22 protein-coding genes and 1 riboswitch are annotated in these 26664 nt (G+C 63.8%); of the genes, 13 read left to right on the plus strand and 9 right to left on the minus strand.

The window, feature by feature from the left end:
* Positions 1 to 7 precede the first annotated feature (7 nt).
* On the minus strand, positions 8 to 961 hold the full coding sequence (gene gshB, locus CWR53_RS01685; protein ID WP_100850650.1) for a glutathione synthase: 954 nt from the start codon (positions 959 to 961) through the stop codon (positions 8 to 10).
* Between the two features lie 239 nt (positions 962 to 1200).
* Here gshB and CWR53_RS01690 point away from each other — a divergent pair, with 239 nt between their 5' ends.
* From CWR53_RS01690 to CWR53_RS01720, 7 genes are all read left to right on the plus strand, one after another.
* Positions 1201 to 1602 carry a PleD family two-component system response regulator gene (locus tag CWR53_RS01690; protein ID WP_058604060.1) on the plus strand — a complete coding sequence of 134 codons (402 nt, stop codon included), beginning with the start codon at positions 1201 to 1203 and terminating at the stop codon, positions 1600 to 1602.
* A 48-nt stretch (positions 1603 to 1650) separates the two neighbouring features.
* Positions 1651 to 2016, plus strand: coding sequence for a twitching motility response regulator PilH (gene pilH, locus CWR53_RS01695; RefSeq protein WP_058604059.1), 366 nt, complete (start codon positions 1651 to 1653; stop codon positions 2014 to 2016).
* The gene (locus CWR53_RS01700) at positions 2013 to 2564 is read left to right on the plus strand and encodes a chemotaxis protein CheW (RefSeq protein WP_027914034.1); all 552 of its coding nucleotides are present in this window, start codon (positions 2013 to 2015) and stop codon (positions 2562 to 2564) included. The genes pilH and CWR53_RS01700 overlap by 4 nt, the downstream gene beginning before the upstream one ends.
* Positions 2565 to 2612: 48 nt before the next feature.
* Complete coding sequence (locus tag CWR53_RS01705; RefSeq protein WP_241493095.1) at positions 2613 to 4637, plus strand: methyl-accepting chemotaxis protein; 2025 nt, start codon at positions 2613 to 2615, stop codon at positions 4635 to 4637.
* A 9-nt stretch (positions 4638 to 4646) separates the two neighbouring features.
* Positions 4647 to 9596: an Hpt domain-containing protein gene (locus tag CWR53_RS01710; protein WP_258313189.1), complete on the plus strand. Its 4950-nt coding sequence runs from the start codon at positions 4647 to 4649 to the stop codon at positions 9594 to 9596.
* On the plus strand, positions 9589 to 10071 hold the full coding sequence (locus tag CWR53_RS01715) for a chemotaxis protein CheW (protein WP_058604056.1): 483 nt from the start codon (positions 9589 to 9591) through the stop codon (positions 10069 to 10071). Before CWR53_RS01710 ends, CWR53_RS01715 begins: the two co-directional genes overlap by 8 nt.
* A gap of 68 nt (positions 10072 to 10139) precedes the next feature.
* Positions 10140 to 10757, plus strand: coding sequence for a hemolysin III family protein (locus CWR53_RS01720; protein WP_058604055.1), 618 nt, complete (start codon positions 10140 to 10142; stop codon positions 10755 to 10757).
* A 34-nt stretch (positions 10758 to 10791) separates the two neighbouring features.
* Here CWR53_RS01720 and CWR53_RS01725 read toward each other — a convergent pair whose 3' ends face one another.
* Both CWR53_RS01725 and CWR53_RS01730 read right to left on the minus strand, forming a co-directional pair.
* Positions 10792 to 11511 (minus strand): 16S rRNA (uracil(1498)-N(3))-methyltransferase, encoded by a 720-nt coding sequence (locus tag CWR53_RS01725; protein ID WP_100850651.1) that lies wholly within the window; start codon positions 11509 to 11511, stop codon positions 10792 to 10794.
* A 102-nt stretch (positions 11512 to 11613) separates the two neighbouring features.
* Positions 11614 to 13020 carry an adenosylmethionine--8-amino-7-oxononanoate transaminase gene (locus CWR53_RS01730; RefSeq protein WP_100850652.1) on the minus strand — a complete coding sequence of 469 codons (1407 nt, stop codon included), beginning with the start codon at positions 13018 to 13020 and terminating at the stop codon, positions 11614 to 11616.
* 205 nt (positions 13021 to 13225) lie between these two features.
* On the opposite strand from CWR53_RS01730, the gene CWR53_RS01735 reads away from it, so the two are divergent.
* The 3 genes from CWR53_RS01735 to CWR53_RS01745 all read left to right on the plus strand — a co-directional run bounded on the left by CWR53_RS01735 (position 13226) and on the right by CWR53_RS01745 (position 16538).
* Positions 13226 to 15130, plus strand: a complete 1905-nt coding sequence (locus CWR53_RS01735) for a flavin monoamine oxidase family protein (RefSeq protein ID WP_058604052.1) — start codon at positions 13226 to 13228, stop codon at positions 15128 to 15130.
* 243 nt (positions 15131 to 15373) lie between these two features.
* Positions 15374 to 15925: a cytochrome b gene (locus CWR53_RS01740; protein WP_100850653.1), complete on the plus strand. Its 552-nt coding sequence runs from the start codon at positions 15374 to 15376 to the stop codon at positions 15923 to 15925.
* A gap of 34 nt (positions 15926 to 15959) precedes the next feature.
* Positions 15960 to 16538, plus strand: a complete 579-nt coding sequence (locus tag CWR53_RS01745; RefSeq protein ID WP_058604050.1) for a YceI family protein — start codon at positions 15960 to 15962, stop codon at positions 16536 to 16538.
* Positions 16539 to 16587: 49 nt separating this feature from the next.
* Here the strand turns inward: CWR53_RS01745 and CWR53_RS01750 are convergent, their stop codons facing one another.
* From CWR53_RS01750 to ahcY, 4 genes are all read right to left on the minus strand, one after another.
* Positions 16588 to 18468 (minus strand): DEAD/DEAH box helicase, encoded by a 1881-nt coding sequence (locus CWR53_RS01750; protein WP_100850654.1) that lies wholly within the window; start codon positions 18466 to 18468, stop codon positions 16588 to 16590.
* Positions 18469 to 18686: 218 nt separating this feature from the next.
* The gene (locus CWR53_RS01755; protein ID WP_100850655.1) at positions 18687 to 19475 is read right to left on the minus strand and encodes an ABC transporter substrate-binding protein; all 789 of its coding nucleotides are present in this window, start codon (positions 19473 to 19475) and stop codon (positions 18687 to 18689) included.
* A gap of 133 nt (positions 19476 to 19608) precedes the next feature.
* The gene (gene metF / locus CWR53_RS01760; RefSeq protein WP_027914023.1) at positions 19609 to 20454 is read right to left on the minus strand and encodes a methylenetetrahydrofolate reductase [NAD(P)H]; all 846 of its coding nucleotides are present in this window, start codon (positions 20452 to 20454) and stop codon (positions 19609 to 19611) included.
* Between the two features lie 159 nt (positions 20455 to 20613).
* Entirely contained in the window at positions 20614 to 22023 is a 1410-nt protein-coding gene (gene ahcY, locus CWR53_RS01765) for an adenosylhomocysteinase (RefSeq protein ID WP_027914022.1), read from the minus strand.
* 20 nt (positions 22024 to 22043) lie between these two features.
* Positions 22044 to 22140, minus strand: a riboswitch (S-adenosyl-L-homocysteine riboswitch).
* A gap of 178 nt (positions 22141 to 22318) precedes the next feature.
* On the opposite strand from ahcY, the gene CWR53_RS01770 reads away from it, so the two are divergent.
* Positions 22319 to 22720 carry an acyl-CoA thioesterase gene (locus CWR53_RS01770; protein WP_023533000.1) on the plus strand — a complete coding sequence of 134 codons (402 nt, stop codon included), beginning with the start codon at positions 22319 to 22321 and terminating at the stop codon, positions 22718 to 22720.
* Positions 22721 to 22754: 34 nt separating this feature from the next.
* On the opposite strand, the gene CWR53_RS01775 is transcribed toward CWR53_RS01770, so the two are convergent.
* The gene (locus tag CWR53_RS01775) at positions 22755 to 23990 is read right to left on the minus strand and encodes a sodium:proton antiporter (RefSeq protein WP_058604046.1); all 1236 of its coding nucleotides are present in this window, start codon (positions 23988 to 23990) and stop codon (positions 22755 to 22757) included.
* Between the two features lie 242 nt (positions 23991 to 24232).
* Between CWR53_RS01775 and CWR53_RS01780 the strand changes: the two genes are divergently transcribed.
* Together CWR53_RS01780 and CWR53_RS01785 are read left to right on the plus strand one after the other, a co-directional pair.
* Positions 24233 to 25066: a DMT family transporter gene (locus tag CWR53_RS01780; RefSeq protein ID WP_100850656.1), complete on the plus strand. Its 834-nt coding sequence runs from the start codon at positions 24233 to 24235 to the stop codon at positions 25064 to 25066.
* Between the two features lie 27 nt (positions 25067 to 25093).
* A complete protein-coding gene (locus tag CWR53_RS01785) occupies positions 25094 to 25480 on the plus strand; it encodes an MAPEG family protein (protein WP_100850657.1) in 387 nt (128 codons plus the stop codon).
* Positions 25481 to 25507: 27 nt separating this feature from the next.
* On the opposite strand, the gene CWR53_RS01790 is transcribed toward CWR53_RS01785, so the two are convergent.
* Positions 25508 to 26659 carry a murein transglycosylase A gene (locus CWR53_RS01790; RefSeq protein WP_100850658.1) on the minus strand — a complete coding sequence of 384 codons (1152 nt, stop codon included), beginning with the start codon at positions 26657 to 26659 and terminating at the stop codon, positions 25508 to 25510.
* Between the last annotated feature and the right edge of the window lie 5 nt (positions 26660 to 26664).

Consider the following 26664-nt stretch of genomic DNA (forward strand, 5'->3'; position numbering starts at 1 on the left):
TCCGTGGTCAACGCGCCTTGAGCTGGCGATCAATGGCATCCATCAGCTGGCCGCCGATGTCGGTACCGTAGGCGGCGTCGATTTCGCGGATGCAGGTGGGGCTGGTCACGTTGATTTCGGTGAGGTAGTCGCCAATCACGTCCAGGCCGACAAACAGCAGGCCCTTCTCGCGCAATGTCGGGCCTACCTGCGCCGCGATCCAGCGGTCGCGCTCGCTCAGGGGGCGTGCCTCGCCACGACCGCCGGCGGCCAGGTTGCCACGGGTTTCGCCGCTGGCCGGAATACGGGCCAGGCAGTAGTCGATCGGCTCGCCTTCGATCATCAGGATACGCTTGTCGCCGTCCTTGATCGCCGGCAGGTAGGCCTGGGCCATGATCTGCTGAGTACCCAGCAGGGTCAGGGTTTCGAGGATCACCGACAGGTTCGGGTCGCCCGCCCGGTGACGGAAGATCGACGTGCCGCCCATGCCATCCAGGGGCTTGAGGATCACATCGCCATGCTCGGCGGCAAACGCGCGGATGATGTCCGGGCGACGGCTGACCAGGGTGGGTGGCGTACATTGCGGGAACAGAGTGGCGAACAGCTTTTCGTTGCAGTCACGCAGGCTCTGGGGGCGGTTGACCACCAGCACGCCTTCGCTTTCGGCTTGTTCGAGCAGGTAGGTGCTGTAGACGAATTCCAGGTCGAAGGGTGGGTCCTTGCGCATCAGGATCACGTCCAGCTCGGCCAGGGCGCTGTCCTGCTCCTCGCCCAGCTCGTACCAGCGGGCCGGGTCTGCGTACACCGTCAACGGGCGCATGCGCGCACGTGCCTTGCCTTGACCTTGATACAGGTCGCGCTGCTCCATGTAGAACAGGCTCCAGCCGCGTGCCTGGGCAGCCAGCAGCATGGCCAGCGAACTGTCCTTCTTGTAGGAGATGGACGCGATAGGGTCCATGACAATGCCGAGGCGAACGCTCATGGGGTGGTTCCTCTTGGCGGCGTGGCCGCGATGGATCGAAAGAAAAGTGGCTCAGGGTGGCGCCGCTAACGCCGCCGGTCAAGGGGCGCGGCAGATGGAATGGCTACCCGGACTGTGCTAAAAATGCAGCTTCAAGCCTTCGGCTGCACGCCTCAAGCGAAAAGCGGCCATTGGCCCATTGGGCTTTCTTGTAGCGTGGCGCTTGCAACGTGCAGCTCAATTCCTCCGGGTAGGCGTCTATGGAACAACCCCTGAAAGTGATGGTGATCGACGATTCACGCACCATTCGCCGCACGGCGCAGATGCTGCTCGGTGAGGTGGGCTGCGAGGTCATCACTGCCAGCGATGGCTTCGATGCCCTGGCCAAGATCGTCGATCACAACCCGGCCGTGATCTTCGTCGACGTCTTGATGCCGCGTCTGGACGGCTACCAGACGTGCGCGGTGATCAAGCAGAACAGTACCTTCAAGGATGTCCCGGTGATTCTGTTGTCCTCGCGCGACGGTTTGTTCGACAAGGCCCGCGGGCGTGTGGTCGGTTCTGATCAGTTTCTGACCAAACCGTTTACCAAGGAAGAACTGATCGAGGCGATACAGGCCCATGTGCCTGGATTCGCCACTGCTCAACAAACAGCACCCTGACCGCGCCCTGCCATGGCACGGTCTTTCAAATCCTGATGGGGAACCCGTATGGCCCGCGTTCTGATTGTCGACGACTCGCCGACAGAGATGTATCGATTGACTCAATGGCTGGAAAAGTACGGGCACGAGGTACTCAAGGCCAACAACGGCGCCGATGGCGTAGCCCTTGCCCGGCAGGAGAAGCCCGATGCAGTGCTCATGGATATCGTGATGCCAGGCATGAACGGCTTCCAGGCCACTCGCCAGCTCAGCAAGGACCCGGAGACCAAGGGCATTCCGGTCATCATGGTGACCACCAAGGATCAGGAAACCGACCGCATCTGGGCGACGCGCCAGGGCGCACGTGACTTCCTGACCAAACCTGTGGAAGAAGACGCGCTGGTGCATAAGCTCCAAGAGGTGCTGGGGGCTTGACCACACGCCCGCAGGGAGCGTCGCTGACCGCCTTCGAACTGTTGCTGGATATCGATCGGCGCTGCCGCCTGCTGGTAGCCGACCAACCGGCTTCGGGTGACAGGTTGCAGCAGTGGAGCGGCATCGGTTTTCGTGTAGCCGGGCAATGGTTTGTCGCGCCCATGGGCGAGGTGGCCGAAGTGCTGCGTGAGCCCCGCAGTAGTCGAGTACCTGGGGTGCAACCCTGGGTATGCGGGGTGGCCAATCTGCGTGGCCGGTTGCTGCCCGTGATGGACCTGGGCCGCTTCCTCGGCCTGGGCAGTGCTGTGCCGGGCAAGCAGCGGCGCGTCCTGGTGCTCGATCACGAGGCGCTTTTCGTTGGCCTGCTGGTGGACGAAGTGGTAGGCCTGCAGCACTTTGCAATCGACAGCCTGCAACCTGCGCTGCCGGTGACCGATGCTGCCGGGCCCTTCGTTCAGGGGCGCTTTGAACGCGACCACGACTACTGGGCGATTTTCAGCCCCTTTGCCCTGGCCCAGGCACCGGGCTTTCTCGATGTGGCGTTATAGGACCTTGCAAACGTGAACCAGCCTGCTCCCCCCGTCACCGCCACTACCGTGAGCCCCCGCACCCGCAGCATTGCGCAGATCACCGTGCTGTTCCTGATCCTGATCCTCTCGATCATTCTGCTGTTCGCCAATTTCGCCTACCTCAACACCCAGTCCAACTACGACAAGCAATACATCGGCCATGCCGGCGAGCTGCGCGTGTTGTCCCAGCGCATCGCCAAGAACGCCACTGAAGCGGCTGCCGGCAAGGGCGTAGCCTTCAGGCTGCTGTCCGATGCACGCAACGACTTCGAGCGTCGCTGGGGCTACCTGCGCGAAGGCGACAAGGCCACCGGGCTGCCCGCGGCGCCAGCCTCGGTGCGCGAAGAGATGGAAGCGGTGCGCGATGACTGGGAGAGCCTGCGCAAGAGCACCGACACCATCCTGGCCAGCGAACAGACCGTGCTGTCCTTGCACCAGGTGGCGGCAACCCTGGCCGAAACCGTCCCGCAATTGCAGGTCGAATACGAAAAGGTGGTCGAAATCCTGCTGCAAAGTGGCGCCCCGGCCAGCCAGGTCGCTGTGGCACAGCGCCAGCTGCTGCTGGCCGAACGTATCCTGGGGTCGGTCAACACCGTACTGGCCGGCGATGCGGCGGCGGCGCAGGCCGCCGATGCCTTCGGCCGCGATGCTGGCCGCTTCGGCCAGGTGCTCGAGGGCATGCTCAAGGGCGATGCTGCCATTGGCGTGACCCGTGTCGAAGACGCCGATGCCAGGGCGCGGCTGGCGGAAATCGCCGAGCTGTTCCAGTTCGTGGCCGGCTCGGTCGATGAAATTCTCGAGACCTCGCCGGAGCTGTTCCGGGTGCGGGAGGCGGCCGGCAGCATTTTCAGCCTGTCGCAGACCTTGCTCGAGGAAGCCTCGCACCTGGCCAACGGCTTCGAGAACCTGGCCAGCGGGCGCACGCTCGATACCGTTGGGGGGTATGCACTGGGCTTGTTGGCACTGGCCTCGATCATCCTCATCGGCCTGGTCATGGTGCGCACCACCAACCGTCAGTTGCGTGAGACCGCCGAAAAGAACGAACGCAACCAGCAGGCGATCATGCGCCTGCTCGATGAAATCGAAGAGTTGGCAGATGGCGACCTGACGGTGACCGTCTCGGTGACCGAAGACTTCACCGGCGCCATCGCCGACTCCATCAACTACTCCGTCGACCAACTGCGCGACCTGGTCGCCACCATCAACCACAGTGCGGTGCAGGTCGCCTCGGCGGTGCAGGACACGCAGAACACGGCCCGCCAATTGGCCAAGGCATCCGAGCAGCAGGCCGAGCAGATCAGCGAAGCCTCCGAGGCAGTCGGGGACATGGTCGAGTCGATCGACCGTGTTTCGGCCCATGCCTACGAATCGGCCAAGGTCGCCGAGCGGTCCGTGGCCATTGCCAACAAGGGCAATGAGGTGGTGCACAACACCATCGACGGCATGAACAACATTCGCGAGCAGATCCAGGACACCGCCAAGCGCATCAAGCGCCTGGGCGAATCGTCCCAGGAAATTGGCGATATCGTCAGCCTGATCGACGACATCGCCGACCAGACCAACATCCTGGCCTTGAACGCCGCTATCCAGGCCTCCCTGGCGGGTGAGGCAGGGCGCGGGTTCGCCGTGGTCGCGGACGAGGTCCAGCGTCTGGCCGAGCGCTCGTCCTCCGCTACACGGCAGATCGAAGCCCTTGTGCGGACCATTCAGGCCGACACCAACGAAGCGGTCATCTCCATGGAACAGACCACGGCCGAAGTCGTGCGAGGCGCCAGGCTGGCCCAGGACGCCGGCGTGGCGCTGGCCGAGATCGAAGGCGTTTCGCAGAACCTTGCCGACCTTATCCACAGCATTTCCGATGCGGCCCAGCTGCAAACCTCCTCGGCGGGGCAGATCTCACACACCATGGCCGTCATCCAGCAGATCACCGCCCAGACGTCCGCAGGTTCCGGCGCCACCGCCGACAGTATTCGTCACCTGGCGCGCATGGCCAGCGAGATGCGTCGCTCGGTTTCCGGGTTCACCCTGCCGGCACCTGCCGAGCCCCATTGAGAAATGCCCATGTCCACGCCCATGCCCGGCTCCATTGCTGGCCCTGCCCGCCACGATACCGTGGGCTTGGCCTGGACCAAGGCTGCCCTGCTCGATTGCCTGGGGCAGGGGCGCCAGGCGCTGGAACGCTTTGCCGGCGAGCCTGAAGACCTGTCGCTACTCACCTTCGTGGCGGACAACCTGCACCAGGTACACGGTTGCCTGGTGATGCTGGAGTTGCCTGGGGCCACGCGCCTTGCCCAGGAGCTGGAAATGCTCGTGACCGACCTGGCCAGCGGTAAGGTCACCCCGCGAGGCGACTGCCTGGGCGCGCTGTTCAGGGGCCTGGAGCTGTTGCCTTCGTACCTTGAACGTCTGCGCGGCGCTCGCCATGACCTGCCACTGGTGATGTTGCCGCTACTCAACCAGCTGCGTGCTTGCCGAGGCGCGGAACCGGTGGTTCATGGCCGCCTGCTCGGCAGTGCAGGCCAGCGTCTGGCAGGTGCCGAGGACCTGGCGAACCTTGACGTGTCGCTGGGCAACTGGCGCGAGCAGTTGCAGGCCGGGGAGGGCCGCGACGCGCTAAGGTCGGTGGTGGCGGCATTGTGTGACGACCTCATGCGCATCAAGGACCGCCTGGACCAGTTCGTGCGCAGCGACCGGCAGCACAATGAACAGCTCGAAGTGTTGCTCGCTCCCCTGCGGCACGTGGCCGATACCCTGGCTGTGCTGGGTTTCCAGCAGCCGCGTCGGGTCATCATCGATCAAGTGATGACGCTGCAAGGGCTGGCCCAGGGCGATCGGGCCGTGGATGACGCGGTGTTGATGGATGTGGCGGGGGCATTGCTGTATGTGGAGGCCACGCTCAACGGCATGGTCGGGCCGCTCGAAGAAGGGGGAGAGGCAGGCCTGCCGGGCGCCGATGTCGCCGAGATTCGCCTGGTCGTGCTGCGAGAGTCGCTGAACGTGTTGCAGCAAGCCAAGGACCTGTTGGGCGATTGCCTGGAGTCGGGTTGGCCCCGTCAACACCTGCAGGCCTTGCCAGGTTTGCTCCAGCAGGTGCGCGGCGCCTTGGCCATGCTGATGCTGCCGGCAGCTGCCGAGGTGTTCGCGCGCTGCACGGCGTTTGTCCAGGGCTGGGTACAACAGGCGCAGGCCGACCCCTCCTCCGAGGAGCTGACGCTGCTGGCCGAAGCCTTGAGCGCTGGCGAATGCTACCTGCAATGGCGCGTGGCCGACCCGCTGGCCGACGCCCAGCGCTTCATCGTCATGGCCCGCGAGCGCCTGGGCGCGTTGGGCGTCCACTGTTCTACCGCTGAAGAGCATGCCAACCTGGAAGACGAGGACGGCCTTCAGGACGAGTTGCATGGCGTATTCATCGAAGAAGCCCAAACACTGCTTCAGGACATTGAGCGGCACTGGCTGAACTGGCGTGCCGACCACCAGCAGCAGGACGCACTGATCGACGTGCACCGGGCGTTGCATACGCTCAAGGGCGCAGCCCGCCTGGTGCATGCCCAGGCGTTGGCAGAGCTGGCTTGGGCCGCCGAGCACCTGCTCAACCGCGTGCTTGCCGGCCGCAACGTGCTTGGCGCAGACGGGCAGTTAGCGCTTGAGCAAGCGTTCGCGCAACTGCCCGAGGTGCTCGCCGACTTCGCCGCAGGGCACCTGCCGCACGTGAGCGCAGTACAGCAATTGGTGGGCCGCCTGCATGCCCTTGCCGAGCGCGATTTGCCAGCCGCGGCCAACGCGCAGGGGCTCGACCCGCAGTTGCTGGACATCTTCCGTTCCGAGGCGCAAGGCCACCTGGCCAGCCTCGATACGTTCCTGGCACATGCCCAGCACGGCGTCCCTGTGGACGACGCCCTGCAGCGGGCCTTGCACACCCTCAAGGGCAGTGCGGCCATGGCCGGGGTCTTGCCCATGGCCGAACTTGCCACCGTATTCGATCGGCTGGTGCGTGAGTACAAGGCGCACGACCTGCTGCTCGACGAAACGGAGCTGCGCTGGCTCACGTCCGCCGCCTCGATGTTCGGGCAGGGCCTGGAGCAGTTATCCACCACCCCGTTCGCCCCCTTGCCCGGCGCGGCCCAGCTGATCGAGCAGGTTGAGTTGGCCCTGGATACGCGTATTGCCGCCCTGGGTGGCGATGCGCATGCCTCGACCGGCAACGCCCGCGACCCGCAACAGGTCGCAACGTTCCTGTCACAGGCCATGGACCGTCTGCTGGATGCCGAGACGTTGCTGGCCGACTGGCAGCGGCACCCGGCCCAACGGGGGGCATTGGACACGCTGCTCGATGACATGACCGAGCTTGCCCATGCCGCCCACTCGGCCGATCTGTGGCAGGTCGATGAGGTGTGCGAAGCCTTGCTGGACCTGTACGGTGCTGTGGAGGAGGGCAGTCTGCCTGCCGATGGGCAGTTCTTCACCCGTGCCCAGCACGCCCACGAAGCGCTGCTGGACATGCTCGACGAGCTGGCTGCTGGCCAGGACGTCGCCCCGCGTACGGCGTTGGTGACCCGTCTGCGCGACCTGCAAGGGCAAGGGCTGGCTCCGGATGCCACCGGGCGCGTGGGCCTCGACAGTGTCACACCGCTGCACCCGGACATGGACGTGCAGCTGATCGACACACCGACCCCTGACGTAGCCCTCGACCCGGCGCCAGTACAGCCGTCCCAGGCTCCGGAAAGCGCCGGGGAAGAGCTGATGGAGGTCTTTCTCGAAGAAAGTTCGGACATCGTCGAGAGCGCTGCGGCGGCCCTGGCGAGATGGCAGGCCGACCCACGCAGCACGGTGGAGGTGGACAACCTGATGCGCGACCTGCACACCCTCAAAGGGGTGGCACGCATGGTCGAAATCGGCCCCATCGGTGACCTGGCCCATGAGCTGGAATTTTTGTATGAGTTGCTCGCGGCAGGGCGCCTACCACCGAGCGGGGCCCTGTTCTCGCTGTTGCAGAACTGCCACGACCGCCTGGCGCACATGCTTGATGCCGTGCGCCTGGGGCAACCGCTGCACGCTGCCACGGCGCTGATCGATTACATCCGCAACTTCAGCAGCGCCGGGCTGACCGACAGCGCGGCCGGCACCAGCCCGGTCGAAACTGCCGCCAGCGAAGGTCCAGCAGTAACCCCTGAGCGCGTACCGGGGGATATGGTCAAGGTCGATGCCGAATTGCTGGACGACCTGGGCAACCTGGCCGGTGAGCATTCGATCATCCGTGGACGCATTGAGCAGCAGGTCAACGACGCCCAGTTCACGCTCAACGAAATGGAAACCACGCTCGAGCGCATGCGTGACCAGCTGCTACGCCTGGATATCGAAACCCAGGGCCGGATCTCCAGCCGCCAGCAGCTCGAAGGCGATGTCTATGAAGATTTCGACCCACTGGAAATGGACCGCCACTCGCAGTTGCAGCAGTTGTCGCGGGCCCTGTTCGAGTCGGCCTCGGACCTGCTGGACCTGAAGGAGACCATGGCCCAGCGCGCCCAGGAAGCCTACGGCCTGCTCCAGCAGCAGGCGCGGGTCAACAGCCAACTGCAGGAAGGCCTGACGGCAACGTTGATGGTGCCCTTCGAACGCCTGGTGCCGCGCTTGCAGCGCGTGGTGCGGCAGGTGGCGAGCGAGCTGGGCAAGCAGGTCGAGCTGGTGGTGGGCAACGCCGAGGGGGAGCTCGACCGCAGTGTGCTCGAACGCATGGTGGCGCCCCTTGAACACATGTTGCGCAATGCCGTCGACCATGGCCTGGAAAGCCGCGAAGCCCGATTGGCCGCAGGCAAGCCCGAGCAGGGCACGATCCACCTGAACCTGCTGCACGAGGGGGCGGACATCGTCATCGAGATGACCGACGATGGCGCCGGCGTGCCGCTACACGCTGTCCGGCTCAAGGCCATCAAGCGCGGCCTGCTGGACCCGCAGGCGCAGCTGAGCGACCACGAGATACTTCAGTTCATCCTCAGGCCGGGCTTTTCCACGGCCGAAAAGATCACGCAGATTTCAGGGCGGGGCCTGGGCATGGACGTGGTCCACGAAGAGGTCAAGCAGTTGGGCGGCTCGATGACCATCGAGTCGGCCCAGGGCAAGGGGGCGCGTTTCCAGATTCGCCTGCCGTTCACGGTGTCGATCAACCGCGCACTGATGGTGCACCTGGGCGATGAGCAGTACGCGATCCCGCTCAACACCATCGAAGGCATCGTGCGGGTACCGCCCGCTGAACTGGCGGCCTGCTACGAGCAGGAGCCGCCGCGCTACGCCTACGCAGGCCATCAGTACCAGCTGCGCTACCTGGGCGAGCTGGTGCAGGGCGCCCCGCGTCCCACGCTGCTGGGCCAGAGCGTGCCATTGCCCTTGCTGCTGGTGCATTCGCAGGAGCAGTCGTTCGCCATCCAGGTCGACAGCTTGTCGCCCAGCCGGGAGATCGTGGTCAAAAGCCTGGGCCCGCAGTTCGCGGCCGTTGCCGGCCTGTCGGGTGCAACGTTGCTGGGGGATGGGCGAGTGGTGCTGATTCTGGACCTTTTAGGGCAGTTGCGCGGCCAGCAACGGCGGCTTGCTCGTTTGCCTGGAGGCACGCCACGTGGGTTGCTGCCGGCAGCAACCCCGGATCGCACCTTGCTGGTGATGGTGGTGGATGACTCGGTCACGGTGCGCAAGGTCACCAGCCGGCTGTTGGAGCGCCATGGCATGAGCGTGATCACCGCCAAGGACGGGGTCGATGCCATGGCGGTGCTGGAAGGGCACCGGCCCGATGTGTTGCTGCTGGATATCGAAATGCCGCGCATGGACGGCTTCGAAGTGGCGACCCGCATTCGCCAGGACGCCCGCCTCAAGGACCTGCCCATCATCATGATCACCTCGCGTACGGGGCAGAAGCACCGCGACCGAGCCATGGCCATCGGGGTCAACGAATACCTCGGCAAGCCTTATCAGGAGTCGGTATTGCTGCACAGCATCCTCCAGTGGAGCCAGTCCCATGCTTGAACTGATAGCCGGGCAGCGCAGCAGCCTCACCGGGCTGTTGCTGCCCTTGGGCGACCGTACGTTGGTGCTGCCCAATGTGGCCGTGGCCGAACTCAGTGGGCTGCGCAATGTGGCGTGCCAGCGCGGTGACCTGCCCTGGCACCTGGGCTGGGTCGACTGGCGCCAGCAGCGCTTGCCCCTGATCGGTTTCGAAGCGGCCTGCGACAGCCATACGCCCTGTGGCGAACGGGCCCGCGTGGTGGTGCTCAACGCATTGGGCGACACGGGCTTGCGTTACCTGGCCTTGCTGCTGCAAGGCATACCGCGCTCGTGCAAGCTCGACAGCCAGCTCAACTACGTCGACGTGGCATTGGCACCCCTTGAGTTGGCCGCTGTCCAGGTAGGGGAGCAGGTGGCGCGCGTACCTGACCTGGTCGGGCTCGAGCGCCTGGTCAGGGACGCGCAACGCAGCGGCAGGCTGCAAGCGTCGGGTTAGAGCGTACGGTCGCCGTGCGTCGATTGTCGTGGCTGAAACTAGATGGGTTTCGAAAGGTCTTTAAGGGCATGTATTACGGTGAACGCTTCAATGCCTGGACCCACTTGGTGGGTGCGTTGCTGGCAGGCCTCGGTGCCCTCTGGCTGATCATCGGGGCCGCCTTGCAGGGGGACCCCTGGAAGATCGTCAGTTTCTCCATCTACGGCGGCACGCTGTTGCTGCTGTACAGCATTTCGACGCTGTATCACAGCACGCGCGGACGGGCGAAGGTGATCATGCGCAAGCTCGATCACCTCTCTATCTATTTGCTGATCGCCGGCAGCTACACGCCCTTCTGCCTGATCAGCCTGCGCGGGCCTTGGGGCTGGAGCCTGTTCGGCATCGTCTGGGGGCTGGCAGTACTGGGCATGCTGCAGGAAATCAAGCCGCGCTCCGAAGCACGGGTCTTGTCCATCGTGATCTACGCCGTGATGGGCTGGATCGTGCTGGTCGCGGTCAACCCGCTGCTGCAGGCGCTGGGTACCGCCGGTTTTGCCTGGCTGGCCGCAGGGGGCGTGTTCTACACCGTGGGCATCATCTTTTTCGCATTCGACCGGCGTTTTCGTCACTGGCATGGCATCTGGCACTTGTTTGTGATTGCCGGCAGCCTGATGCATTTCGTGGCGGTGTCGCACTACGTGCGTTGATCACTGTGAGCACCGCCCGTTCGCCTGGGAACGCTTAGAAATCGCCCCAGAGCTGTTGCGCCACTGAAAGGGCCACCACGGGGGCGGTTTCGGTGCGCAATACCCGCGGGCCCAGGCGCGCCGCATGAAAGCCCGCTGCCTTGGCCTGCTCGACCTCGGGTTCGCTCAAGCCGCCTTCCGGGCCAATCAGGAACGCCAGGCTTGCCGGTTTGGCATGGCTGACCAGCGGTTCGGCTACCGGGTGCAACACCAGCTTGAGCTGCGCCTGGGTGGCGGCCAGCCACTCAGCCAGGGTGATGGGCGGGTGGATGAGCGGCAGGCTGGAGCGGCCACACTGTTCGCAGGCGCTGATCGCCACTTGCCGCCAGTGGGCCAGGCGCTTGTCGGCGCGCTCGTCCTTCAGGCGCACCTCGCACCGCTCGCTGACGATCGGGGTGATCTCATTGGCGCCCAGCTCGGTGGCTTTCTGGATGGCCCAGTCCATACGCTCGCCCCGCGACAGCCCTTGGCCCAGGTGCACCTGCAGCGGTGAGTCGGCTTGGCCAGCGAATGCCTGGTCCAGACTCACGCGCACGGCTTTCTTGCCCACCTCCAGCAACTGCCCACGGTATTCCTGGCCGCTGCCGTCGAACAGCTGCACGGGGTCACCCGCCGCCATGCGCAATACGCGGCCGATGTAGTGGGCCTGTGCCTCGGGCAGGTCGTGTTCGCCAAGGCTCAGGGGGGCGTCGATGAAGAAGCGGGACAGTCTCATGGGTAAGCTCTGAAAAGGTAAGGACGACCGAAAGGCCCGCGCCGGCATGACGCATGCAGCGCAGGTTCCGGCGCGGTTGCAGGCATGGCCTTCAACTCGCTATCAGCCCGGATCGCGAAAGTCCGGGCGGAAGGTGCTGGGCACCGTCACGCGGGTGCTGTCGCGGGTGGCGATGTCGATGCCTTCGCTGGCCACTTCGGCCAGGAAGTCGATCTGTTCGGGCGTGATGATATACGGTGGCAGGAAATACACCACACTGCCCAGCGGGCGCAGCAGCGCGCCACGGGTCAGGGCATGCTCGAACACTTTAAGGCCGCGTCGCGCCTGCCAGGGGTAGGGCACCTTGCCGGCCTTGTCCTGGACCATTTCGATGGCCAGGACCATGCCGGTCTGGCGTATCTCGGCCACGTGGGCATGGTCGGCCAGATGCGCAGTGGCGCTGGCCATGCGCGTAGCCAGCGCCTTGTTGGCCTCGATCACGTTGTCTTGCTCGAAGATGTCGAGGGTGGCCAAGGCGGCCGCGCACGCCAGCGGGTTGCCGGTGTAGCTGTGCGAATGCAAGAACGCGCGCAACGTGCGGTAGTCGTCATAGAACGCCTGGTACACCTTGTCGGTGGTCAGGCAGGCAGCCAGGGGCAGATACCCCCCGGTCAGGGCCTTGGACAGGCACAGGAAGTCCGGGCGAATACCTGCCTGCTCGCAGGCGAACATGGTGCCCGTGCGACCGAAGCCAACCGCGATCTCGTCATGGATCAGGTGCACGTCGTAGCGATCGCAGGCTTCGCGCAAGAGCTTGAGATAGACCGGATGGTACATGCGCATGCCGCCGGCGCCCTGGATCAACGGCTCGATGATGACCGCGCTGATCGAGGCATGATGCTCGGCCAAGGTCTGCTCCATGACCTGGAACAGGGTGCGTGAATGCGCCTCCCAGCTGACGCCCTCCGGGCGCAGGTAGCAATCGGGGCTCGGGACTTTCAAGGTGTCGAGCAGCAACGCCTTGTAGGTTTCGGTGAACAACGGGACGTCACCGACGGACATGGCGGCGATGGTTTCACCGTGATAGCTGTTGGTCAGGGTGACGAACCGCTTCTTGTCCGGCTTGCCGACGTTCTGCCAGTAGTGAAAGCTCATCTTCAGCGCCACTTCGATGCAGGACGAGCCATTGTCGGCGTAGAACACCCGGTCGAGCCCGGCCGGCGTCATGGCCACCAGGCGTTCGGACAGCTCGATGACAGGCTGGTGGCTGAAGCCTGCCAGAATCACGTGCTCAAGCTGGTCGACCTGCTCCTTGATGCGCTCATTGATACGCGGGTTGGAATGGCCGAACACGTTTACCCACCAGCTGCTCACGGCATCCAGGTAGCGCCGGCCCTCGAAATCCTCGAGCCACACCCCTTCACCGCGCTTGATCGGTATCAGCGGTAGTTGCTCGTGGTCTTTCATCTGGGTGCAGGGGTGCCAGAGGACCTTGAGGTCGCGCTGCATCCACTGATCATTGAGGCCCATGAGCACTTCTCCTGGCTTGGCGGCGTGGGGGCGTAAGCCTAAGCAATGGCACGGGTGAGAACAACCCGCCAGAAAATGTCATTTAGCCAGACCACTTGATGTCACTACGCTGGCAGCCCTGGCAGCGGTGACGTATTCTACCGCCTCTCTCGGGGCCTCCCGCCTCTCTCTGTTTTCTGCAACCTTTGACTCGGAGTTCGCCAACATGGCTGCTGCTTGGGTGCGCCTGTGCGCGTTGGTATTGATTGGTGTTTCCAGCGGTGCCGCGCTGGCGAGTGACAAGACGCCCACGGCAATCGTCGTGGGCGGCGGCATGGCGGGCCTGACCGCAGCCTATGAGCTGCAGAACAAGGGCTGGCAGGTGACCCTGCTCGAAGCCAAGGCAGGCATGGGCGGCCGCTCGGGCCTGGCCACCAGCGAATGGATCGGCAATACCAAGGCGCAGCCGGTTCTCAACCAGTACGTTGATCGCTTCAAGCTCGACACGCTGCCGGCGCCCGAATTCGTGCGCACCCCTGGGTACCTGATCGATGGCGAGTACTTCAGTGCCGCAGACCTGGCCCTCAAGCAGCCGGCCACGGCCGAAGCCCTCAAACGCTACGAGAAAACCCTGGACGATCTGGCCCGTTCGATCGACGATCCGCTCAACCCCCAGGCGACCAGCACCCTGTTCGCCCTGGACCAGATCAACGTGTCCTCCTGGCTGGACAAGTTGCAGTTACCTGCCACGGCCCGTCAGTTGGTCAACCAGCAGATCCGCAGCCGCTACGACGAGCCGTCGCGCCTGTCGCTGCTGTATTTCGCCCAGCAGAACCGCGTCTACCGTGACGTGAGCGACCGTGACCTGCGTGCAGCGCGGCTGCCCGGCGGCAGCCCGGTGCTGGCGCAGGCGTTCGTCAAGCAACTGAAGACCATCAAGACCGGCTCGCCGGTGAGTGCAATCGTTCAGGACAAGGACGGCGTTACCGTGAAAGTCGGCAGCGTGGGTTACCGCGCCGATTACGTGGTGATGGCCGTGCCCCTGCGTGCACTGGCCAAGATCCAGATGACGCCTGGCCTGGATAACCAGCATGTGGCGGCGCTCAAGGGCACCAACTACGGTTGGCGCGACCAGGTGATGCTCAAGTTCAAGAAACCGGTCTGGGAAAGCCGGGCGCGCATGTCGGGTGAGATCTTCAGCAATACGGGCCTTGGCATGTTGTGGATCGAACCGGCCCTCAAGGGCGGTGCCAACGTGGTGATCAACCTTTCCGGCGACAACGCCCGCTTGCTGCAGGCCTTTGGTGACAAGCAGATGGTCGACCAGGTGCTCATTCGCCTGCATACCTTCTACCCTCAGGCCCGTGGCGCTTTCACCGGTTATGAAGTCAAGCGCTACAGCGCCGATGCCGGCACTGGGGGTGCCTACCTGGCCTATGGACCTGGCCAGATCAGCAAGTACTGGCGCCTTTGGGAGCGCCCGGTACAACGCATCGCCTTTGCCGGTGAGCACACCGATGCCTTGTACCCAGGCACGCTTGAAGGCGCTCTGCGCAGCGGTCAACGGGCTGCCGGCCAAGTGCAGGACCTGCTGGCCGGCAAGTCGTTCGACCCGGTAAAGGCCGTGCCAGCGGCAGCGACCGCCGCTGCAGGCGTGGCAGCGGCCAAGAGCAAGGGCAATTTCTTCACCAACCTGTTCGGCGGCGGCGCGTCCGACAAGGACAAGGCAGTCGACCAAGCGCCGGCCAAGCCTGAGACCCAATCGGCCGATGCGACGGGCCAGAAAAAGCCAGGCTTCTTCGCTCGCCTGTTCGGTGCCAAGGAAACGCCGGCGCCAGCGCCTCAACCGGCGGCCAAGGCAGCTGAAGTAGCCCCTGTGGCGCCACCCGCAGCGCAACCGGCGGCGCAAGCCCCGGCACAGGCACCGGCCAGCCCGGCGCCCGTCGTCGAGGCAGCGCCCACCAAGGCGGCAACCACCAAGGCTGCCCCGGTCAAGCAGGCGCCAGCCCACAAGCCAGCGGCCAAACCGGTGCACAAGCCAGCGCACAAGCCTGCCGACAGCAAGAAAGCTGCTACCAAGCCGGCGCCAGCCAAAAAGCCTGCAACCGATAGCCAGGCCAAGGCGAGCTGATACTGCAGGTCTGTCGGGCACTGCGCGGCAGACCTGTCAGAAGGGCTCAGCCACTTGACTGAGCCCTGCGTCATGCACGTTGATCGAAGCACTCGCTGCCCGTTATCGGCGTTAACGTTTCCTTAATAGCCCGTAGCGAAACTTGCTATCGGATTTGTCGATAATCCAAAGCAATTTTTTCCGCTTTTATTCGATACGTTTGACGCTAGTCTTTGCATAGCTTTCACGGGGAAGAACGCCAACATGCAAGTGCGCAATTCATCTTCACGCTACGGCGCTGTCAGCATCTTCATGCACTGGGGCGTGGCGCTGACCGTCTTCAGCCTTTTCGGCCTCGGGTTGTGGATGGTCGGGCTCGACTACTATGACCCATGGCGCAAGGCCGGCCCGGACCTGCATAAAAGCATCGGTCTGGTGCTGCTGGCGGTGATGTTGTTGCGCGTGCTGTGGCGCTTTGTGAGCCCCCCACCGCCGGCACTGGCCAGTTATGGCCCGCTCACCCGCTTGGGGGCCAAGCTGGGGCATCTGGCGCTGTACCTGGGATTGTTCGCCGTAATGATCGCCGGTTACCTGATATCCACCGCCGACGGCGTAGGTATTCCGGTGTTTGGCCTGTTCGAGGTGCCCGCCCTGGTCAGCAATCTGCCAGACCAGGCGGACCTGGCTGGTGTCATTCACCTGTGGCTGGCGTGGGGTGTGGTGGTTTTTGCGGTGTTGCACGCCCTGGCCGCACTCAAGCACCATTTCATCGACCGTGACGCGACCCTCATGCGCATGCTGGGCCGCAAAGCTTGACGCTCAACCTCAATCGCAAAGGAAGGAAGTAACGATGTTGAAAAAGACTTTTGCCGCTCTGGCGCTCGGTACTGCTCTGTTCTCCGCTGGCCAGGCCATGGCAGCCGAGTACAAGATCGACAAGGAAGGCCAGCACGCTTTCGTGGACTGGAAGATCAGCCACCTGGGCTACAGCTTCATTCACGGTACGTTCAAGGACTTCGACGGTAACTTCACTTGGGACAGTGCCAAGCCTGAAGCCAGCAAGATCAGCGTCGATCTGAAAACCGCCAGCCTGTGGTCGAACCACGCCGAGCGTGACAAGCACATTGCCAGCGCCGACTTCCTGGACGTGAAGAAGTACCCGGATGCCAAGTTCGTATCCACCAGCGTCAAGTCCACGGGTGACAAGACCGCTGACGTGACCGGTGACCTGACCCTGCACGGCGTGACCAAGCCGGTGACGTTCAAGGCTACCTTCAATGGTGAGGGCAAGGACCCGTGGGGCGGTGAGCGCGCTGGCTTCAACGCCACCACCACCTTGAACCTGAACGACTTCGGCATCAAAGGCCCAGGCCCAACCTCGCAGACGCTGGATCTGGACATCAGCGTCGAGGGCGTGAAGCAGAAGTAATAAACGCCAGCCCAATGAAAAACGGGGCCGCTAGCGGCCCCGTTTTCGTTTACGACCCCTTGCGGGTCAGCAGTGCTGGGCGTTCGCCCCGCGGACGGCTTGGCAGATCGTCCAGTTGCTCGGGAGTCGGATAACGGTCCAGCTTGGATTCCTTGCGGATGATCACAGGCTGATGCTGTGGCTGGCGCGTGTTACCCACGGCCGGTTCCTGGCGGGCAGCGGCGTCACGCGGTGGACGACCACCACGTGCGCCGCCGTCACGGCGGGCAGCGCCGCCATTATTGCCGCGAGGCGGGCGTTTTTCGCCACCGCCAGTACGGGGTTGACCGTTGTTGCGGCCTTGACCACCGGCATTGGTACGCGGCGTACCCCCTTGCGGTTGACCGCCATTACCGGCTGGGCGACGGTTGCGGCCCTGGCCCTTGCCATTCTGGTAGGGGCTTACGTAGTCGGCACGGTTACCGAAGTTGTCCACATCGTCATCCAGAAACTCTTCCGGGTCGCGGTTGGGCTGCATGACCGGAGGGGTAGCGTTACTGGCCTGCTGCTGACGAGGCTTTTTGTCACGTGGCTTGCGCGGCTGTTGCTGCCTGTCGCCGGCCTTTTCCTTGTCAGCGGGTTTGTCCGCAGCCTGCTGGCGGGTCTTGCCCTTGTCCTTGCCCTTGTCCTTGCGGCCACCGTTGGCGTCTTTGCCACCCTCGCCACGGGCCTGCTGACCACGACCGCCGCGGCCATTGGTTTGCTGGCGTTCGCGTACTTCGGGCTTCTCGGCCTCGACCTGGCTGGCATCGAAGCCCATCAGGTCGCCGTCCGCGATTTTCTGACGGGTCACGCGCTCGATGCTCTTGAGCAGTTTTTCCTCGTCAGGTGCCACCAGGGAGATGGCCTCGCCCGAGCGACCGGCGCGGCCAGTACGGCCAATGCGGTGCACGTAGTCTTCTTCGACGTTGGGCAGCTCGAAGTTGACGACGTGGGGCAGTTGGTCGATGTCCAGCCCGCGAGCGGCGATGTCGGTGGCGACCAGAACGCGAATGTTGTTGGCCTTGAAATCAGCCAGGGCCTTGGTGCGCGCGTTCTGGCTCTTGTTGCCGTGGATGGCGGCGGCAGTCAGGCCGTGCTTTTCCAGGTACTCAGCCAGGCGGTTGGCGCCGTGCTTGGTGCGGGTGAAGACCAGCACCTGTTCCCACGCACCCAGGGTGATCAGGTGCGCCAGCAGAGCACGCTTGTGGCTGGCCGGCAGGCGGTAGACACGCTGCTCGATGCGCTCGACGGTGGTGTTGGGCGGGGTGACCTCGATGCGCTCCGGGTTGTGCAGGAGCTTGTCGGCAAGGTCGGTGATGTCTTTGGAGAACGTGGCCGAGAACAGCAGGTTCTGGCGTTTGGCCGGCAGGCGGGCCAGCACTTTCTTGACGTCGTGGATGAAGCCCATGTCGAGCATGCGGTCAGCTTCATCCAGGACCAGAATTTCTACATGGGCCAGGTCGACCTTGCCTTGACCGGCCAGATCGAGCAGGCGGCCAGGGCAGGCAACCAGGACGTCGACGCCCTTGGCGATGGCCTGCACCTGCGGGTTCATGCCGACGCCGCCGAAGACGCACGCACTGACCAGCGGCAGGTCGCGGGCGTACAGCTTGAAGCTGTCGTGCACCTGGGCCGCGAGTTCGCGGGTCGGGGTCAGTACCAGGACGCGTGGCTGGCGTGGGCCATGGCGCTGGGATTTGTCAGGATGACCGGCCGGGAACAGACGTTCGAGAATCGGCAGGGCGAAGCCGCCGGTCTTACCGGTACCGGTTTGTGCGGCGACCATCAGGTCGCGGCCTTGCAACACGGCGGGAATTGCCCGCTGTTGCACGGGGGTCGGCTGGGTATAGCCCGCGGCTTCAATGGCGCGGACAAGAGCCTCGGAGAGACCGAGGGAAGCAAAGGACATGGGCAATCCTGTTCTCGTGTGGGCTGGGCCCGTAGGGATGTTCTGCCTGGCGCGACGGGCATCGGCAAGATGCGATCGCGTCCGGTCCAGCTGGGCGTTCACTGCACATCCGGGAAACGGAGGGCTGACGCCTGAGTGCGTCGATGCCGATCGGGATGCCTGTTGCGAGGCCGAGCGTCCGGGCGTGAGCCGGGCGGGAAGGCCCGAGTATAACAGAGCTAGCGCGCTGTGCTGCTTTCCTGCTGCTCAACGGCGTTCGCAACGGTCTCAGGGTCGTGTGTGTAATGGTCCATGATGGCCGCATAGGCCGGTTCCTGCTTGAAGCGTCGCAGTTCCTCGGCAAAGGCCTGGGCCAGTGCCTCGCGCCCGGGCTTGCGGGCCAGGCCCAGGTATTGGGGCTGACGACTGACGACAAGCGGCAAGGCCTCGATCTGATGCTCCAGGCCCATGAGCCGGATGACATGCAGGCCGACCCTGCGGTCGGTGATTGCAAGGTCTATGCGCCCCAGCGCCAGCTTGCCGAAGTTCGCTTCATGGGTCGGCGCCGCTTCGCGCTTGAAGAACTCAGCCTCATTGAAAGCCGCACTGTAGTTGTAGCCTGGCGAGGTGCCGACGGTCAGGCCGGTCAGGTCATCCAGGCCCGACACCTCATGCCGGCGTGCCTTGGTCTGGAACAGGATCAACTCGGCCGTGGACATGGGTTCTGGGACATACAGCAAATAAGGATGGCGGGACTCGACCTGGAAGACATCCATGATGCCGTCGGCCTGCCCTTGCTCGATCATCGCCAGGCAACGTTTGAAGGGCATGAATTGCCATTGGACCTCGTACCCCAGGCGACGCAGCACCTCGGTCGTGACCTCGTAGTCGATACCTCGCGGCTGACCGTTTTGCTCGTAGACATAGGGTGCCCAGTCATCGCTTACCAGGCGCAAGCGCTCGCCCAGCGCGAACGGGCTGAGGCAAAAGAGCAGCAGGATCCAGATCAGACGGGCGGAGATTGGCATGCCCGGAGATTACGCGCTCGGCCAGGTCAAGACCAGTGCCGGATTGGGCGGAGCAGGGCGTCGCAGGCGGGGCCTGCGACACGTGTAAGTGAACCAGGCGCCGGTCGGAAACCAGCACAGGGTCCATCAGGCTTCAACGAGAGGGTTGGAGGTTGTTCCAGATCGCCATGCTCGGTTCTGCCTGGTTCAAGGTGTAGAAGTGCAGGCTCGGTGCGCCGCCTTGCAGCAGCTCCTCGCACATGCGGGTGATGACTTCTTCCCCGAAGGCCTGGATGCTGGCCGTATCGTCCGCATAGGCTTCGAGCTGTTTGCGAATCCAGCGTGGGATTTCGGCGCCGCAGGCGTCGGAAAAACGCGCCAGCTTGCTGTAGTTGGTGATCGGCATGATGCCGGGCACCACTGGAATGTCCACGCCCAGCTTCTGGGCCCGCTCGACGAAGTAGAAGTAGCTGTCGGCGTTGAAGAAGTACTGGGTAATGGCACTGTCGGCACCGGCCTTGACCTTGTGCGCGAAATTGGCCAGGTCGGCTTCGAAGTTGCGTGCCTGCGGGTGCATCTCGGGGTAGGCGGCGACTTCGAGGTGGAAGTGGTCACCCGTTTCCTGACGGATGAACTCGACCAGGTCGCTGGCATAACGCAGCTCGCCACTGGCCATGCCCATGCCCGAAGGCAGGTCACCGCGCAGTGCGACGATGCGCTTGATGCCGACTTGCTTGTACTCGGCCAGCAGCGCGCGCAACTCGGCCTTGGTATCGCCCACGCACGAGAGGTGGGGCGCAGCCGGCACCTGCACCTGGCTCTCCAGCTGCAACACGGTGTTGAGCGTGCGGTCGCGGGTGGAACCCCCGGCGCCATAGGTGCAAGAGAAGAAATCAGGGTTGCAGGCCGCCAACTGGCGCGCCACGCCCATCAGCTTTTCATGACCTGCGTCGGTTTTGGTCGGGAAGAACTCGAAACTGTAGCGGCGTTCCTGTGACATCACTCGTTCCTCTAACAGCAAGCCCAAAGCTGCAAGCTGCAAGTAGAAGCCAGGTCGGTGATGGCCGACCTGGCCTGGCATCGTTCACGTTTTTTTCAGGCGTGTACTTCAAGCGGCAATGCCACGGTCTGACACTGCCTGGCGCTTGAAGTGTGCCAATCAGTAACGGTAAGCGTCTGGCTTGAACGGGCCTTCAACGGTTACGCCGATGTAGTCGGCCTGCTGCTTGGTCAGCTGGGTAACCACGCCGCCAAAACCGCGGACCATTTCCAGGGCCACTTCTTCGTCGAGCTTCTTGGGCAGTACTTCGACCGTCAGGCGCTCGGCTTTCTTCTCGGCCGACAGGTCGGCGTACTTCTGCTCGAACAGGAAGATCTGTGCCAGGACCTGGTTGGCGAAGGAGCCGTCCATGATGCGGCTTGGGTGGCCAGTGGCATTGCCCAGGTTGACCAGGCGGCCTTCGGCCAGCAGGATCAGGTAGTCGTCGTTCTGAGGATCGAAGCTGCCAGCGCCAGTGCGGTGAATCTTGTGCACCTGCGGCTTGACCTCTTCCCATGCCCAGTTCTTGCGCATGAAAGCGGTGTCGATTTCGTTGTCGAAGTGGCCGATGTTGCAGACCACGGCACGTTTTTTCAGGGCCTTGAGCATGTTGGCGTCGCAGACGTTGACGTTACCGGTGGTGGTGACGATCAGGTCGATCTTGCCCAGCAGCGCCTTGTCGACACTGGCCTCGGTGCCATCGTTCAGGCCATCGAGGAAGGGCGATACCACTTCGAAACCGTCCATGCAGGCCTGCATCGCGCAGATGGGGTCGACTTCGGTGACCTTGACGATCATGCCTTCCTGACGCAGCGACTGAGCCGAGCCCTTGCCCACGTCACCGTAGCCGATCACCAGGGCCTGCTTGCCCGACAGCAGGTGGTCGGTACCGCGCTTGATGGCATCGTTCAGGCTGTGACGGCAGCCGTACTTGTTGTCGTTCTTGCTCTTGGTGACCGAGTCGTTGACGTTGATGGCCGGAACCTTCAGCTCGCCCTTGGCCAGCATGTCCAGCAGGCGGTGCACGCCGGTGGTGGTTTCTTCGGTCACGCCGTGGACGCGCTCGAGCACCTGTGGGTACTTCTTGTGCAGCAGCTCGGTCAGGTCGCCACCGTCATCCAGGACCATGTTGGCATCCCAGGGCTGGCCGTCCTTGAGGATGGTCTGTTCCAGGCACCATTCGTATTCCTGCTCGGTTTCACCCTTCCAGGCGAAGACCGGGATACCGGCGGCTGCGATGGAGGCGGCGGCCTGGTCCTGGGTGGAGAAGATGTTGCACGACGACCAGCGCACTTCGGCACCCAGGGCGACCAGGGTTTCGATCAGCACGGCAGTCTGGATGGTCATGTGGATGCAGCCCAGGATCTTGGCACCCTTGAGCGGTTGCTCGGCCTGGTACTTGCGGCGCAGGCCCATCAGCGCAGGCATTTCCGATTCGGCGATGATGGTTTCGCGACGGCCCCAGGCGGCCAGGGAGATGTCGGCAACTTTGAAATCGGTAAAACCAGCAGGCATGTTTGCAGCGCTCATCAGAGCCTCCATTCGTAGTGTGCGAATGGGCGCCGTTGTGCGTTGAGCGTCCGCGGGAGCGGACAACGCCCCATCCGAGCCTGACAGGTCGAGCCTGCTGCAGCGCCCCTCGGACAGGTGGCGGGCATGGCGCCGCTGTGGACGGCCATGTAAAACGGCCACGATTATAGCCGGGTGCGGCACCATCCCCAAGGTTTTCTGTCGATTAATCGAGACGATAGTCGATGTTGGGTGGAGTGACGCTGGCCGCTCTGCCATCATCGTTTTACGCAAGCCAGGATGCTCAGGAGTCCCGATGAACTTCCATACCCGCAAGTGGGTTAAACCCGAAGACCTCAACCCCAACGGCACGCTGTTCGGTGGCAGCCTGCTGCGCTGGATCGACGAGGAAGCGGCCATCTATGCCATCGTGCAGCTGGGCAACCAGCGCGTGGTGACCAAGTACATGTCGGAAATCAACTTCGTCAGTGCCTCGCGCAAAGGCGACATCATCGAGCTGGGCATCACGGCCACCGAGTTCGGCCGCACCTCGATCACGCTGCGCTGCGAAGTGCGCAACAAGATCACGCGCAAGAGCATCCTGACCGTCGAACGCATGGTCTTCGTGAACCTGGGCGAGGACGGCCTGCCTGCACCGCACGGGCGTACCGAGATCAAGTACGTGCAGGACCAGTTCCCCGACTCTGCCGTGGAGTGACGGTCTGGGGCTGCAGGGTGCAGCCCCGCTTCTTTCAGGGTTGTGCGCTGACCCTGCGCACCACCTTGCCGATGCTCAGGCCCTGGACCAGGATCGAGGACAGCACCACGATGTAGGTGATCGACAGCAGCAGGTCACGCTCTTCACCCAATGGCAACGACAGCGCCAGGGCTACCGATACCCCACCCCGCAGGCCACCCCAGGTCAGCACCCGCACCGTGCCCTTGGGCACCGCACGCCAACGCCGCAGCAACACGATGGCCGGCGCCACGGTCAGCAGGCGCGACAGCAGCACGGCCAGCGCCAGTACACTGCCGGCGGCCATGTGCAGCCAGTTGAACGGTAGCAACAGCAGTTCGAGGCCGATCAACGCGAACAGCAGTGCGTTGAGCATGTCGTCGATCAACTCCCAGAAACCGTCCATGTAGCGACGGGTCATGTCGTTCATCGCCAGGTTGCGGCCTAGGTTGCCGATGATCAGGCCCGCCACCACCATCGCGATGGGGGCCGAGACGTGCAGCTCGTAGCACATCGCCGAGCCACCGATCACCAGTGCCAGGGTCAGCATGACCTCGACCTGATACTGCTCCACGCTCTTGATCATGCGGTAGGTGGCGTAGCCGATCACACCGCCGAACAGCACGCCGCCGATGGCTTCGCGAGCGAACAGCAGCGCGGTGTCGGCGATGCTCGGGGTTTCACCGAGCTGGATGATGCCCAGCAGCACGGTGAAGACCACAACGGCAGTACCGTCGTTGAACAGCGACTCGCCGACGATGGTGGTCTTCAGGGGTTTTGGAGCGTTGGCCGTACGCAGGGCGCCCAACACTGCAATCGGGTCGGTCGGCGAGATAAGCGCGCCGAACAGCAGGCAGTAGATCAGCGGCACCTGCCAGCCGAACATCGCGAACACCCAGTGCGACAGGTAGCCGATGACCACGGTGGCGATCAGCACGCCCACGGTGGCCAGCAGGCCGATGGGCCAGCGGTAGCTGCGCAGGTCGGATAAGTTCACGTGCAAGGCACCGGCGAACAGCAGGAACGCCAGCATCCAGTGCATCAGCAGGTCATTGAAGTCGATCTGGTTCATCAGGGCTTCGACGCGGGCTTCCAGGCCCGGAAAGCCAATCAGGCTCAATGCCTGCAGCATGAGCGAAAACAGCAAGGCCGTGACCATCACGCCGATCGCAGGGGGCAGGCCGATGAATCGATAGTTCACATAGGTGAGCAGGGTGGTGAGGCAGATAAACGCGGCAACTAATTCAAGCATCCCGATTCCTGTAACAGTGGCTTCCAAGTCGTCACCCGAATGACTCGGGCAGCTCTTTGATGACCTGACGAGGGGTTCGGGGCACAGGGTTTGACCGAATTTGCCGTAAACGTTCCCGTTCGAGCCCTGCTAAAGGCGGTGGGCGGGCTGCAACACAGGGACGCAAGGCCGCCTTGTGATTGACGCGTTCACCTGGCCAGGGCTTATAGTCTGCGTCCGTTAACCCATTGAGGATCCACCGCGTGTTGGCCACGTCTCTGGTGCTGATCGCTGCCTTGCTTCATGCCACCTGGAACACCTTGATCAAATTCAGCGGCGAGCGCCTGCTGGTCATTGCGAGCATGGACACGGTGGCCCTGGCACTGGTGTTGCCTGCGGTGGCCTTCGTGGACATCCCACCTGCCGGTATCTGGCCCTGGTTGCTGGCTTCGGCGTTTGCCGAGCAGCTGTATCGCTGGCTGCTGATCAAGGCTTACCGCGTGGGTGATTTGGGCCTGGTCTATCCGCTGATGCGTGGGCTGTCGCCCCTGGTCGTGCTGGCGCTAACCCTGGTGTTCGCCGGAGAACCTCTCAGCCAGCAACAAATCATCGGCATTCTGCTGATTCCCTGTGGCATGGCCTGCCTGTTGTGGCAGGGCGGTGGCGGGGACCGGCTGCCCTGGTCGATGTTGCCGGTAGTGGCCCTGATCGGGCTGTGCATCGGGTGCTATACCTGGTTCGACGGTCAGGCCGTGCGCGAATGGGGCAAGCCCTGGGACTACCTGGTGTGGCTGACGTTGCTCAGCGCCTGGCAATTCCCCGCGCTGGCCGCGGTGGCGCGCCGGGCCCCGTTCGTGCTGTTCTGGAAAACCCAGTGGCGGCTGGGCCTGGCCGTTGGGCTGTGCGTGCTGTTCAGTTATGCCCTGGTGCTCTGGGCGATGCACCTGGGGTCGGTGGCCGAGGCAGCGGCGCTGCGCGAGCTGAGCGTGATCCTGGTGGTGTTGCTGGGGATGCGCTATCTCAAAGAACCTTTCGGCGGGCCAAGACTCCTAGCTTGCGGGCTGGTACTGGCAGGTATGCTGGTAATGAAGCTCTGACCGACTGACGAACGAGGAACCCTGTCCATGACCGTTGCCCTGTGGTGCATCTTGATCGCGATGATCCTGCCGCCGCTCTGTGCGCTGATCGCCAAACTGGCGAGCGGCCGGTTCGGCTTGAAGCACAACCATGACCCGCGCGCCTTCCTCGATACCCTGTCCGGTCTGCCGCGCCGCGCGCACTCAGCCCAGCAGAACGGGTACGAAGCCTTTCCGGCGTTCGCCGCCGCCGTGCTGGTGGCAGACATCGTCGGCAATGCCGAACAGGTGACCCAGGATGTGCTGGGGGTGATGTACATCACCAGCCGGCTGCTTTACATCATCTGCTACCTCGCCGACTGGGCGGCACTGCGCTCGTTGGTCTGGTTCGCCGGCCTTGCGATCATCGTGGCGTTCTTCGTGGTCTCGGCCTGACCCCATCGCCCGATGCCAAGGCCCCGGTCACGGGACTTTGGGCACCTCAGGCAGCGGTTGGCCCTTGGGCCACAGCATCCAGATCTGGCCCTGCTGCTTCATGTTCCCGGCCAGGTCTCCGGCTGCCTGGCCGGTCCCCCAGAACAGGTCGGCGCGCACCTCGCCTGCGATGGCGCCTCCGGTGTCCTGGGCCGCGACCGGGCGCACGACGGGGCTGCCGTCCGGGCGTGTGGTCGATAGCCACAGCAGGCTGCCAAGCGGGATGACCTTGCGGTCAATGGCCACACTGTAGCCCGCCGTCAGCGGAACGTTGAGCGAGCCACGCGGCCCCTCATTGCTGTCGGGGCGCGTGCTGAAGAATACGTAGCTGGGGTTGCTGGCCAGCAATTCAGGCACCCGTGAAGGGTTGGCCTGGGCCCACGCATGAATGGCGCCCATGCTCACATCTTCTTTCTTCAGCTGCCCTTGCTCGACCAACCAGCGGCCAATGGGACGATACGGATGACCGTTCTGGTCGGCGTAACCCAGGCGCAGTTGGCGCCCGCCCTCCAGTTGAACACGGCCAGAGCCCTGGATTTGCAGGAACTGCAAGTCCATCGGGTCGGTCAGCCAGGCCAGTACCGGTGCCTTGGCGCCGTTGCGGTTGATCACCTCTGCGGTGTCGTAGGGCTTGAGCACGCGTCCTTCGAGGCGACCGCGCAGGCGCTTGCCCTTGAGTTCCGGGTACACGCTGGCCAGGTCCACCGTGATCATGTCTTCGGGAGGGCCGTAGACCGCCACATGATAGGTGGCAGATGGGGTCAAGCTGCCGGGGTAGACAGGCTCGTAATAGCCGGTGATCAAGCCGTCGGCACTGTTGTCGGCCGAACGCAGGCCGTAGACCTCAAGGTTCTGCTCGAGAAAGGTGCGCACCTGTGCAGCGCTTGCCGGCTGGCTCCCGGCGGCTTCACAGGTGGCGGCCCAGACCGGGTCGCGCGTGAGTTTTTCGCAGCCGCTGCGCCAGGCATAGAAACCGGCGAGCATGTCTTCGTCGCTGACCGTGGGCAGGTCTTTCCAGGCAACAGGCGCGTAGGTCGCGATGGCGTGGGGCTCGGGCTTTGTCGTCTGGTCGTTGTCGCAGCCGGCCAGCAACGCCATTAGCGGGAATGTCCAGGCCAGGTGGCGCAAGGCATGTTTCATCGTTG

This window comes from Pseudomonas sp. SGAir0191 (assembly GCF_002812565.2).
Taxonomy (GTDB): domain Bacteria; phylum Pseudomonadota; class Gammaproteobacteria; order Pseudomonadales; family Pseudomonadaceae; genus Aquipseudomonas; species Aquipseudomonas parafulva_B.

Coding starts and splice junctions, on each gene's coding strand:
- CWR53_RS01790 (WP_100850658.1), bottom strand. CDS start 26,659: ATGAAACATGCCTTGCGCCACCTGGCCTGGACATTCCCGCTAATGGCG.
- CWR53_RS01715 (WP_058604056.1), top strand. CDS start 9,589: ATGCTTGAACTGATAGCCGGGCAGCGCAGCAGCCTCACCGGGCTGTTG.
- gshB (WP_100850650.1), bottom strand. CDS start 961: ATGAGCGTTCGCCTCGGCATTGTCATGGACCCTATCGCGTCCATCTCC.
- ahcY (WP_027914022.1), bottom strand. CDS start 22,023: ATGAGCGCTGCAAACATGCCTGCTGGTTTTACCGATTTCAAAGTTGCC.
- CWR53_RS01775 (WP_058604046.1), bottom strand. CDS start 23,990: ATGCTTGAATTAGTTGCCGCGTTTATCTGCCTCACCACCCTGCTCACC.
- CWR53_RS01770 (WP_023533000.1), top strand. CDS start 22,319: ATGAACTTCCATACCCGCAAGTGGGTTAAACCCGAAGACCTCAACCCC.
- CWR53_RS01720 (WP_058604055.1), top strand. CDS start 10,140: ATGTATTACGGTGAACGCTTCAATGCCTGGACCCACTTGGTGGGTGCG.
- CWR53_RS01745 (WP_058604050.1), top strand. CDS start 15,960: ATGTTGAAAAAGACTTTTGCCGCTCTGGCGCTCGGTACTGCTCTGTTC.
- CWR53_RS01725 (WP_100850651.1), bottom strand. CDS start 11,511: ATGAGACTGTCCCGCTTCTTCATCGACGCCCCCCTGAGCCTTGGCGAA.
- metF (WP_027914023.1), bottom strand. CDS start 20,454: ATGTCACAGGAACGCCGCTACAGTTTCGAGTTCTTCCCGACCAAAACC.
- pilH (WP_058604059.1), top strand. CDS start 1,651: ATGGCCCGCGTTCTGATTGTCGACGACTCGCCGACAGAGATGTATCGA.
- CWR53_RS01755 (WP_100850655.1), bottom strand. CDS start 19,475: ATGCCAATCTCCGCCCGTCTGATCTGGATCCTGCTGCTCTTTTGCCTC.
- CWR53_RS01785 (WP_100850657.1), top strand. CDS start 25,094: ATGACCGTTGCCCTGTGGTGCATCTTGATCGCGATGATCCTGCCGCCG.
- CWR53_RS01740 (WP_100850653.1), top strand. CDS start 15,374: ATGCAAGTGCGCAATTCATCTTCACGCTACGGCGCTGTCAGCATCTTC.
- CWR53_RS01710 (WP_258313189.1), top strand. CDS start 4,647: ATGTCCACGCCCATGCCCGGCTCCATTGCTGGCCCTGCCCGCCACGAT.
- CWR53_RS01730 (WP_100850652.1), bottom strand. CDS start 13,020: ATGGGCCTCAATGATCAGTGGATGCAGCGCGACCTCAAGGTCCTCTGG.
- CWR53_RS01735 (WP_058604052.1), top strand. CDS start 13,226: ATGGCTGCTGCTTGGGTGCGCCTGTGCGCGTTGGTATTGATTGGTGTT.
- CWR53_RS01690 (WP_058604060.1), top strand. CDS start 1,201: ATGGAACAACCCCTGAAAGTGATGGTGATCGACGATTCACGCACCATT.
- CWR53_RS01750 (WP_100850654.1), bottom strand. CDS start 18,468: ATGTCCTTTGCTTCCCTCGGTCTCTCCGAGGCTCTTGTCCGCGCCATT.